This is a genomic window from Methanosaeta sp. UBA356, from assembly GCF_002496465.1.
GTDB lineage: Archaea > Halobacteriota > Methanosarcinia > Methanotrichales > Methanotrichaceae > Methanothrix > Methanothrix soehngenii.
Map to the genome: position 1 here is coordinate 23,012 of NZ_DAKC01000119.1, position 11,831 is coordinate 34,842.

The 11,831-nt window shown below is 41.6% G+C and carries 7 protein-coding genes; all 7 read right to left on the minus strand.

The genetic code is table 11. The features are described from left to right. The coding region (locus BP727_RS11640) for a glycosyltransferase (protein WP_286858939.1) at window positions 1–1,448 on the minus strand (1,448 nt) is incomplete at its 3' end. 469 nt (window positions 1,449–1,917) lie between these two features. Continuing rightward, window positions 1,918–2,757 (minus strand): glycosyltransferase, encoded by an 840-nt coding sequence (locus BP727_RS11645; RefSeq protein WP_286858940.1) that lies wholly within the window; start codon window positions 2,755–2,757, stop codon window positions 1,918–1,920. Between the two features lie 25 nt (window positions 2,758–2,782). After that, entirely contained in the window at window positions 2,783–5,905 is a 3,123-nt protein-coding gene (locus BP727_RS11650; RefSeq protein WP_286858941.1) for a glycosyltransferase, read from the minus strand. A 102-nt stretch (window positions 5,906–6,007) separates the two neighbouring features. Continuing rightward, window positions 6,008–7,708 (minus strand): phenylacetate--CoA ligase family protein, encoded by a 1,701-nt coding sequence (locus BP727_RS11655; protein ID WP_286858943.1) that lies wholly within the window; start codon window positions 7,706–7,708, stop codon window positions 6,008–6,010. Window positions 7,709–7,809: 101 nt separating this feature from the next. Continuing rightward, window positions 7,810–9,678, minus strand: a complete 1,869-nt coding sequence (locus BP727_RS11660; protein WP_286858945.1) for a hypothetical protein — start codon at window positions 9,676–9,678, stop codon at window positions 7,810–7,812. Between the two features lie 93 nt (window positions 9,679–9,771). Next, complete coding sequence (locus BP727_RS11665) at window positions 9,772–10,704, minus strand: glycosyltransferase family 2 protein (RefSeq protein ID WP_286858947.1); 933 nt, start codon at window positions 10,702–10,704, stop codon at window positions 9,772–9,774. 11 nt (window positions 10,705–10,715) lie between these two features. Beyond that, on the minus strand, window positions 10,716–11,672 hold the full coding sequence (locus tag BP727_RS11670) for an SDR family oxidoreductase (RefSeq protein ID WP_286858949.1): 957 nt from the start codon (window positions 11,670–11,672) through the stop codon (window positions 10,716–10,718). Window positions 11,673–11,831: the final 159 nt, after the last annotated feature.

An 11,831-nucleotide genomic window follows, 5' to 3' on the forward strand; every position in this document is an offset into this window, starting at 1 on the left:
TGCGTCGCCGCCGTTTCACTTAGCGACTGGAGTTGACTGATGAGCTCAGATTTGTCTTTATTTAGCGACATCTCGCGCTCATGTAATATCTGATTAATTTTAAACTGGTGATAGTAAGAAAATGATAACATTGCTTCAGAAATGCTCTCATTGAGTTCCATTTCATCTGCATGCAATTCACAAGTCTTCTTGATAATCCTCTCCAACGTCTTTTTAAATTTGTCAGGATCTTTAGTCCACAAAGAGGAGATCCGGTTTTCAATTACACCACCATTATAATATTGTATGTGCTCGCTCGTTACACTCCAAATATGACAAGGCCGACTGGTAAAGGAGAGTCTTCTCATCATATCCCAATCGATGAGCACATCTAGGTCCTCATCGTATAAACCAGTCTCATCAAGAAGACATCTCCTATGAAGAATACATTTATGATTTATATAATTTTTTAATATCAACATTGATGGTGATACATCATTTCTATATTCAAAATATCTCTTTATTTCTCCGCCAAATTCATCTCTGCATACCTCATACCAGTCAACATAAATAAAGTCGCACCCCTGATCTGTGGCCGCTTTTATAAGAACTTCCAGATGAATAGGATAAAGAATATCATCATCATCCAGGTAGCCGATGAATTCTCCTGATGAGCATTTGATACCCACATTTATAGCATGCGATTTGCCTTTATGTTCACTGCATATGTATTTAATTCTACTATCGCTAAATTCATCGATTACATCCTTTATATCTTCGCCACCATCGTTAACCACAATCAGATTCCAATTTTGGTATGTTTGGTATATCACGCTCTCTATTGCCTTTCGAATCGATCTTCTGCCATTGAACGTAGGCATGATAATGTCTATTTTATTTTTTTCCTTTCTTTTTTCATCATGCTTGTGGACAAAGATACTGCAAACAAGCCATTTTTCAGATGGCAAATCATGCCATGTTACCTTCCTAGTATACTGCATGAGCTCAGCATCGAATAGTTCTTTAGAGATGGATTCAGTATGTTCTGCGCTTGAGATATGATCCCGATTTTCAACTAAAACAATTATTCTACCGCCATTTCTGACAACTCGCGCGGTTTCATCGAGAACTTTCTTTAGGTCAATTGCGGTATGCAAAGCCTCTGTAATAATGGCGCTATCAAATGAGCTATCGTGAAATGCTAGATTTGCACCCTCTGCAATAAGAAATTGAATTCTATTGGTTAGATCACTCCCGATTGCAGATCCTTCATCTAATGGCGCTCCTGCATCGTTTGTATAAGCGCCGATGACATCAAATCCTATTTTGGCACTTTCTGAACACAACCTGTTGATTTTTTTGCGCCCTATGATCAGTACTCTCTGGCCTTCTATAAGGTGCGATAGGAGATGAATATAGACGGATTCAGATCCATCAATCTTCTGAGCGGATTCATTAATCTCTTGCATCTATGTCATCCTTTATAGTATTAAATGTCCAGATCTGCCTATGATTCTATGCATTTATATTTTTGAATCGGGGAGACGATTTTCCATACAGACATCTTTGCCAAAATCATCCTATATCTATCCCAAAATTTATCATAATATAATTACTGAATCGTTTATTTCTTGGCTGGCTCGAGGAGCAACTAATAAGTCATGCTCTGCATCTCTTCTCCGAATGAGAGGCAACAATGATTTCGAATAGAATTTTGCAGTCACATCATCCCCTTATTTCATCCGCTAAGCTTTGTTGAAGACTCTGCATAGATCCTAATATATCTTTCCCATGTGCATTTCGCCCTGAAAAAACAATTCTTCGGATCATACCATATGCTTCCTGAGAATAATATAGCAGCAATAATCTCGTTCACAATTCAAATTTTTGTATTTTTTTTCCAAATCGTCTTATGCACCTTACAGTAAAATCACGAACCTATGGAACCTTCTTGATGCACTTGAGTTGCGAGTAGATATTCTTGAAAAAATTTCTACCTTTTGAGGGTGGCAAGAGTTTTTTTAACTTCTTATAATTTGGTGCGGAGGTGTGGCTATTTATTAAGCTCTTTTGTCTTTCTCTTATTATTGGAATATATTTGAAATGTTGATCTTGCCGATGTGATATGACCGCTTCGTCACAAGGCATTCTGAATATGGATGTTACTCTGTCAAGAAATGCAAAGTCGCTTTCTAGTGTATATCGCATCCATAAATCCCAGTCCTCTAGACAATCAAGCGATTCTTCAAAACCTCCATGCATTATAAAAAGAGATCGCTTAAACAAGACAGATTGAATTGGTATATAATTATAATCCCAGAGCCTTGATCGGCTGAAATCTTCGCGGATAAATACATGTTTATCAAGCTCTTTATAGCTTAAGGGATCGGTAGAGATGACTTTGGTTGGCACTGTCCAGGCAACGGAATAAGCGCCACAGCAGTCTGGATGATTTCTCAAATGCTCTACAAGCGATTCTATATGATGAGGTAAAAAAATATCATCATCGTCTAGAAAATTCACTAATTCCCCATTTGCCAAGGCTAGGCCCTGGTTACCCGCATAGCAGCGGCCACGCTTTGGCAAAGCTCTATAAATTATATCCATACTATTATTAATTTTTAAAGTACTAAGGTAATCAGATGCAGTATCTGATCCATCCTCCACAACAATCAACTGTATTCGGGGATAGGTCTGGTGCAATATCGACTCGATGGCTTCCTTTAAAAATCCGAGACGACCTCTATACGTACGGGTGATTATGCTTACAAGAGGCATCTCGCTCAGATTGGAGCATTGATTCTCATTTTGTTTTTTCGACATTGCTGCACACGCTCAAGCTATTTGGAATTTCATTCCAGGGCATGCGAGTTCTGGGCGGAAACGCATACGAGAGATCTTCTTTCTCCAGGGTCAGATTGGGATTATAGCAGGTATCATTTAAGATGATATCTCTCCATCGCATTTTGAAATACTCCTCTTCAGATTGGTATGCAAGCACGCCGCGAGTTACTGACTCCCAATGATAGAGTTCTGCATATGGCGTGAATAAGTTTCGGTAGCCCATTTCACGAATACGCAAGCATAAGTCGATATCATTAAAAACTATCGGCAAATTCATTTCATCGAAGCCTCTAGCTTCATCAAAAACCTTTCGCCTCATCACCATACAGGCAGCAGTAACCGCAGAAAAATTCTGAATTAGAGAGGCACGTGCCCAATGGCCAGACCAATATCGAGGCATGTAACGATATACATGTCCGGCCAATCCGCGATAACCAAGAAAAACGCCCGCATGCTGAATTGTGTCATTTGGATAATACAATTTGGCTCCAACAGCGCCAATATCCGATCTCATGGCATGACTAACCATTTCCTTGAGCCACCCGGAATTTATAATTTCTATATCATTATTTAAAAAACAAATAAGCTCTCCGGAAGACCTTTCAACAGCCATGTTGTTGATTGCAGGATAATTGAATGATTTATCATATGATAGAACCTTCACCCTGGCATCATTCCCTTTTATTTCTTCAAAGAAGGCTAAGGTCTCTGGTTTTTCGCTCTGGTTGTCAACGATAATTATCTCTAAATTTAGATAATCTGTCCTTTTTAGCACTCCATCAAGGCATCGACTCAGATATTCTAGACCATCTTTCGTTGGAACAATCACACTGACTAATGGCAGCTTTTCAGGCAATGGATAAATTACCCGATGAACAGATAGCTTTGGAAATGGGCTTTCCACCCTTGCATCAATTCCATTCCGTTCAAGATGATCTATGAGCGCTTTTCTTGAGGCAGTTGGAGCATAGGTTTTTTCATCGGGATTCAATGCTATTGATCCTGGGGTTGCTCGCCAATGGTAAAGCACCTGGGGGATATGGAAGATTTTCGTTGGTGAAGATGCATCGCATGCTCGCAAAACAAGATCGTAATCCTGGCTGCCCTCAAAACCAGTACGCAGCCCACCTAATTGCCGAATCAATGAGGATCGATAAACTGCAAAATGATCGATATAATTCTGGCTGCGAAGCAGATCTAAGTTAAATTCAGGCTTAAAATATGGGTCGTAGCGTACTCCGTCCTCATTAATCTTATCTTGATCGCTATATATAAGATCTGCTTCAGGATGCAGGTTTAATTCTTCTGCAACAAGATAAATAGCATGAATAGATATTTCATCATCATGATCCAAGAAGCCAATAAATTCGCCAGTTGCCAGTTTTATGGCATCGTCAGAGGCAACTGATATATTTCCATTTTCTGTTCGAAAATGAATTTTTATCTTCTTATCTCGACGGGCATATTCTTCCATAATTTTGCGGATAGAGCCCTTATCTGAGGCATCATCAACAATACATAGCTCCCAATTGGGATAAATCTGTTGGCGGACTGATTCGATGGCTAATCGAAGAAGCTTTTCTTTTGTATTGTATACGGGCATGATGATTGAGATCGTGGGTTTGTAATCTAACATCTCAATTCTTTTATGAATGGCATTGATATCCAAATCAGTTATTTTATCATATGAATTGATCCAAGATGTATAGTGCTGATCAAGATCTGGACCAAATCCTATTGAACTCTTTCGCTCCTTGTATTTATGCCAGAGGCTTCTCCAGCCTTCATTGATAAGAATTCGTCCCCCGCTCAGCCCAAGATCGTAATTTTTTCGACGCTTGCTTCCCTGCGGAAGCATACGCTCAACGAAATCCTTATGAAATCTCATTGTCAAGCGCCAAATAATGCTTTTTTTTATTTCTGCGAGCTCATGTGAATGGATAATTGCCTCTTGAAGCTGATTAGATAGCGTGGAGATGCGAGATTCATACAAGTTTCGCTGAGTCTCAAGCCTTTTCGATCTGGCATTTGCTTCCTCTAGCCGACGGTTGAGGTTGTTGATGCGAGATTCGCAAGCAAGCAGCTGAGATTCAAGCCCAATGGACTGGGATTGCAAGCTGGAAATCTGACTATTTAGCTGAGAGAAATCAACTGGGATCGCCGCATTGCAAGGACTTCCCGAAGGCAATATCTCCTTTAGATGATTAATATGCTCTTTGAGAGTGTCCCGATCTTTAGAAATTTCTTTGGAATAATCCGGCTTTTCCTTAAGGAGGAGATCGAATGCAGTCATCATCTCATCAAGGTTGGTGAAAGTGAGTCGGTCCAGGCCTCTGTCTTTCATAAAGAAAAACATTTTTTCATTATAATTATACAATATAAAAGGCACATTATGTATATATGCAAAGATACCACCATGCAAAGAGCAGCCGATGAAATAATCAAGCTTGCCCATGAGAGTAAAGATCTCCAGCGGTTTCATTATGGGAAGAAGAACTGAATTTTTGACCTTAGAGCTGATTCGCATCATGGAGATATAATCCTGATTGTAGTGAGTTATCGGTATAAAGTAGATCTTGAAAGGAAAGGTTGAGATCCATTCTACAAATTTCTCTTCTTGAGCCTCATCAAAGGTATGGGGAAGAAGGTGAATGCCCAGGCTGGGCCCTTCCAATTTAACCGGAATATGTTCAAGATCTTCCAGGAGCATAGTGGTGCATGGAACAACATGGACATCTTTTTTGATATAGGACAATTTCTCCTTATCCCAGGAACTTCTAACAGTCAAATACCTATAATTCTCCAGGTAATGGAGGTCCTGTGGAGAGTCCAGTATGCCTATTGCGTTTAGAACATGGGGACCTGGAACCTTGAACTTATCATAGAAAAAATCAGGGGTGGGCCGTATGAGATGGCCACCGCCTATGATAATGGTATCATAATCATATGGATTGAAGTTCCCAGGAAATAGCTCATCGAAATCGACCCCGATTTCACGCAAGATCTTTTTCAAGCTCAGGCCGATAGCCACATCACCAGTGTTTCCGCTGATGTTATCGTAAAGAATGCCAACTTTTTTCATGCCCACCATCAATAGACGTACTCATCTCTCTGGATATGATAATTCATTGTCTCTTGCAATGCATATATGCTAAATAAATACTTGGCGGCATATAGTGTCGATTTAATTGGGAAAATAGTTATATTTATCTGCCTGATGCTTTATTCTGAATAGATCCTTCGAATGCACTGGGATTCTATTCTCAACCAAACGCTGCTTATTTGAAGATGATCGTGGAATAACATCAGTCTCACTAATCACTATGCTCATGCCTTTCAGCAGCTCTATCATAGGAGCCAGCGCTCTTTCGCAATCATTTTTCTCATATTTTTTGTTCCTTATATATATCAGTTCTATTTCCTTTTTTGAATGTTGAACAACCTTGAAATCCTCGAAATAGTCGTTTCTCATTTTTCCTATTACAACAATGGGCGGTATAATTCCGGAAGGGATAATTATATAGTCATTTATCCGGCCATTGATCCTAAAACGTGGCAACGCTCTTCCACATCGGCAGGATCCATCCATCCAAGAACCTGTATCTCCATTTTCGTATCTAATAAATGGCATCGCCCAGTTCCATAAGTCGGTGGTGAGCAGTAATCCATTATCATCAAATTCGATGATACTGCGCTCAAAATCATGGTGAAATCCATCTCGTTCCTCGCACTCCGCCCCCCATGCACCCCCATCATTACAGCCATAATTATCATAAACTTTACACTGAAATGCTTCCTCAATTACCGTCCTATAATCGGAAAATAGCTGATCGCTAGTGGTAATCACCCCCTCTAGAGGCAAATTGATGCAGTTATGGATCAAGTATCGGGCAATGAGGTGGGCTGAAGAGGAATAACAGTAGGCGAATTGGGGATTAAAATTTTTTATGCGTTCTAGGTCGTTTTTTACCTGATTACTGTTAAAGGCACCCTGTATCAAGAGAGATTTGGCTGCTATCTCTGCAATTCTTATGGAGTATATGGAGACAACTCTCTTGTCCGGAGTCAATCCAGCCCAACCCAGGCCCCTCCAAAACGCATTCTTGAATAAACTCTGCCAATTCTCTGAATATGCCCAGTTAAAAGGATAGCCGGTAGTACCTCCAGATTGATGGGTCTTTAATATATACGCAGGATTTATCAACTTGTCATAGTTCTTAATTGCCGTCTCTCGGCTGAGTGAAGGAATTTTTTTGAGATCGTCTATGGTTGTTATATCTACTGGGGAAAGATTAAGCTTTTTAAATAATGATCGATAATATGGAATATTATTATACGAATAATAAATCAGCCGTCTCAGCAGATGCTCTTGAAGATCAACGATCTGCTCCAGACTATACCACTGTGTTTTCATCACATCAGGAATCATAGCGGAATTGATTTTTTTTTTAACTAGCCTTCTCCATATATTTGGATGGGGCCTGAAGGGCATAAATTGCAGCATATAATCTCTTTGATATCTATCTATTGCAGATAACGAATTCATGATAATCCTTTGAGCAATTTTTACTGTGGTCTCATCAGACATTAAAGCATTTACCACTATCTCACAAGGACCTTCTTTGCCGCCAAGCGAGACAATTCCATCAAATCCACCGGATTCTGCTCCGGGAACGTGAGGAAAAGCACTGCTCAGATCGGGACGCTTTGATTCTCCCAATTTCATAACGCCGACGCAATGTTTATCTACGAAAATTTCAATATGCTTTATTTGATCAGGAGGCAGGGCCCACCCGGCAACCCTGGCTTCGTGCCACTCCACGGCATTTTCTTGTGGCAGATCCAGACAACCACTGCACGCTCTTGCCTCTAATTCATCGCTCATTTTCTGAAGGATAGTGTGCCGAAATGATATTAGATTTGCGGTAGAAGAATTATTGTGCTGAGTCCGTAAAAATAGGCATTTGCGTCCCTCTTGCAGGGCAGTTAAACCGCCCCCCAGCGGGAACTACTGAGTGGCGCATTTGCGGCTTCTTCAAAGGATTCAAGATAGACAAAATCCACTGTCTGGCCTGACAGATAGTATCCGTCTTTGCTTTCAGGGATGATTTTGAGAACTGCAATGTGTGGACCAGGAGTGAGTATAGACGAGGAAAACACCGCCCGAAACCCCGAATGTCTTAAATCCTCGTTATTAAAAACCTCAGATACATCTGGCCTTTCCAGGCCGTATATCGAGGGGATATTTATCTCATTATCGATGCTGATGAAGACTGCCCCTGCTGGTTCTTCAGAACGCTTATCTATTGCCCAACCGGTGATCTCGACCTCTCCATTTTCCAAATCTATGACTATCGGCGCAGTTTGTGTTGTGCTATTTATTATATTAATGTTTATCGATTCGATGCGAGCATAAGTCCCCTTGCTGCGATGGGTCTCATTTATTAGAGAAAGATCATCCGGATTAAGTAGATCATTGGAAAATATGCTTAAATTATATCTCTCCAACAGGGCTGCATTTTTCCTGACAGCATCCACTGTTGGATTCAGATTCTTTAGATTTTCATCGGTCTGAATGTGATAAGTATATAGGTAGTACTCATTTGCTGTCTGCTGGCTGTAAATGAGCCCAGCCGCTTCAAATCCAGGCATAGTATGCAAGACTATGCCGAGCGATAGCAGAGTAAATACAATGCCCAGCAGAAATAGGTTCTGGCTTTTCCTATCCTGGAAAAGTGTCTTTAGACCTTTCGAGCCGCCATGGTGCGAATCCTCTGCAGCTGCATTCCTGGCATAGAGGATGGTCAAAATGTAGATGCATAGCAGGGGCAGGAAAATGGCTAGACTATGCCGGGCATCGGGGATAAAAAATATCGTATCCGGACTGCCAAAATAGGAATTATCTCCAGACCTTGCCAGGGCCACCTCAATTGAGGTGAGGGTGCCGAACATCAATGTGCCATACCATTTAGAGAATCGATTAAGCTGCAGTGAGTTACGATTCACAACCACAAGCGCTATCCCGGTCAGGAAGATTATCAGTCCGAAGTACAAAGCGATCTCCTTTTGGTGTATCACCTCTGCGCCCAATGTGCCCATAAAACATAGGAATTTTTGCATTGGATAATGAACTAGAGACTCCAAAAATGAAGAGTATGTACTCATGCCATGTGGACCGGTCGATTTGAATCCCAAATGCACATAATATATATAAAATACCACAAGTGCGCTGCCGATCCATAGGAGAATCTTAGAGCCTTTATTATTCATCCTTTGTATAACCAATTGGCCCAATCCTGCAAACCAGATCGACAATCCGGCAGCAAAAGAAAATGTGCATAAAATGCCCGTCAGGATGGAGATAAGCAGAAATGAATATGAACTCTTTGACCGATACAATAGATAAATGGTCGCCAGTGAAAAGAGCAGCATTATTGGATACTGCACGCTTCCAATATTTTGAATAAATCGAAGCATATAATATGAATTAAACGAATAATAAAATATAGGGATTGATAATAATAATAAGGTTGTACAATCAATGCTGATATCACTTTTAATAAAATATATTATAAAAATTATGCAAACTGCATAGCAAATATATCCTAAATAAAACAAAAATTTTATATCAAGATCAGTAAATAACGAGGCCAAGAAGATAGCTGCATTGGAGACAAAAGGCCGGGAGTCGCATTGCTGCCCGATTAGTTTAAAAATATGGAAATTTCCCTCATGGTATTGAATAACCCAGGGAACTATGGTGTCCCATTGGTCCCAGTAAGGAACATTGGTCGCATAAATATCAATGTAGTGAAATCCGTGGATGAAAGGGAGCAAGCTCATAGCCAGAACCAAAGATAAACAGAAAGCTTTCAACTGGTTATTTGAGATTTTCACCATTTATCTCCTCTTCGATGAACCTTTCAGCATATTTTTCATCCATAGATCCTAAGCCACCCTCTCCACCAGATAGTTTTTTCTCCCATTTTGGCCATAATATATCTTGACCATTATGTCCGCCAGGATTCCTGTGGTTATGAACTGCACACCCATTATAGCCATTAGTATAGAGGAGATGAATAGCGGCCTGTCTGCCAGCTGTGCCCCAAAGATCAGCTTCTCGGCGACAAGATAAGTGACAACAATGCCACCAACCGCTGCCAGGATCCCCCCCAAAATTCCGAATATATGCACCGGCCTGAATGAATATCTTTGCCAGAATGCCACCACTACCAGATCAAAAAATCCCCTGGTCAGCCGCCTCCAGTTGTACTTGGTCTGGCCGCGATACCTCTCATGATGAACCACCTTGTGCTCTCCCACCTTGAATCCCCGCCAGGTGAGAAGAGCGGGAATGTAGCGATGCATCTCTCCATACAGGTCCAGGTCCCTGACGCTTTCCTTCCGGTATACGCGCAATGTGCAACCCGAGTCGTGAATGGTCTCTCCTGTCAGCTTTCTTCTTAAGCCGTTGGCAAATCGCGACAGGATCTTCTTGTGAAACTTGTCTTGCCTCTGATAACGCCAGCCGCAAACCACATCCATATCTAAATAGTTCAACTTCTTTACCATATCTGGGATGTCCTGAGGATCATTCTGCAGATCGGCATCAAGAGTTGCTATAATCTCACCCTGCGCATAATCAAAGCCAGCATGAATCGCCGCCGTCTGCCCGAAGTTCCGTCGGAATTTCACTATTTTGATGTTTTCATTATTTTTTTTAATTTCCAGGAGCCTGGCATAAGATCCATCCGTAGATCCGTCATCGACGAACAGCACCTCATAGCTCTCTCTCATGGAATCCAGGACATCTATCAGCCTCCTGCAAAGCTCCTGTATATTTTCCTCTTCATTGTATAATGGAATTACAATTGAAATCATGGGCACGCCTTTCAACCTTTTGCTCCCGGTGAATTCCTCGTTGTGAGCCATTTTATATATCTCTTGAGGCCTTCCTCGATGCCCACCTTAGAGCACCATCCCAATTTCGCCTTAGCCCTATCGGTATTGGCCCAGGTATGCTGGGCATCACCCCTGGCATCCTCCCGAAAGACTACCTTCGAGCGGCTCCCTGTAAGCTGGATTATGAGCTCTGCCAGCTCTTTAACGCTAATTCTGTGCCCGCTACCGATATTGAAGACGCCCCTATTGCATTTCATTGCCAGGACATTGGCACAGACCACATCATCGATATATGTAAAATCCCTTGTCTTCTCCCCTGTACCGAAGATCTCCAGAGGCAGGTTCTGCAGTGCCCTGTTGGCGAAGATGCTAATGGCTAGGTCAGGCCTCATCCTCGGCCCATAGACTGTGAAATATCTCAAGGATACCGTCTCCAGGCCGTATATCTCATTGAATATCCGGCAGTACTCCTCGGCCATCAGCTTCGAGAGGCCATATGGGGAGACCGGCACCCTGGGATGAGACTCATCAAAGGGGAGGTACTCCACCTTTCCATAAACGGAGGAGGATGAGGCATATACCACCTTCCGAACGCCGCAATCAAGAGCTGCCTGGAGGAGATTCAATGTTCCCGCTGTGTTGATCTCATGCACTTTGATGGGATCTTTCACAGATGCCCTCACTCCAGCTTGAGCCGCCAGATGGAAGACGCAATCCGCACCACTGAGCGCCTTATGTACCATATCGTGATTCAGGATATCTCCTTTCAGGAGGGTGAAATTCTCCTTGTTCTTAAATCGAGTCACATTGTCTTGCTTTATCGCAGGATCATAATAATTATCGAAATTGTCCAGGCACAGGACATCATGCCCATCATTAATGAATCGTTCTACTAGATATGAGCCGATAAAGCCCGCCCCGCCTGTCACCACAATAGAGTTGCCCATTCTCCTACCAAGATCCGAAAGCGTCTCTACATATATAAGGATAGTCGGAAAGGGATGTCTATAACATGCCCATCCTGAAAGTAATTATATGAGGGTTTCGAAAAACTAATCAATCGAAATGTTTATATACTATTAATATCATAATATTTGATGTATGAG

Coding starts and splice junctions, on each gene's coding strand:
- BP727_RS11645 (WP_286858940.1), bottom strand. CDS start 2,757: ATGCCTCTTGTAAGCATAATCACCCGTACGTATAGAGGTCGTCTCGGA.
- BP727_RS11650 (WP_286858941.1), bottom strand. CDS start 5,905: ATGAAAAAAGTTGGCATTCTTTACGATAACATCAGCGGAAACACTGGT.
- BP727_RS11655 (WP_286858943.1), bottom strand. CDS start 7,708: ATGAGCGATGAATTAGAGGCAAGAGCGTGCAGTGGTTGTCTGGATCTG.
- BP727_RS11665 (WP_286858947.1), bottom strand. CDS start 10,704: ATGATTTCAATTGTAATTCCATTATACAATGAAGAGGAAAATATACAG.
- BP727_RS11670 (WP_286858949.1), bottom strand. CDS start 11,672: ATGGGCAACTCTATTGTGGTGACAGGCGGGGCGGGCTTTATCGGCTCA.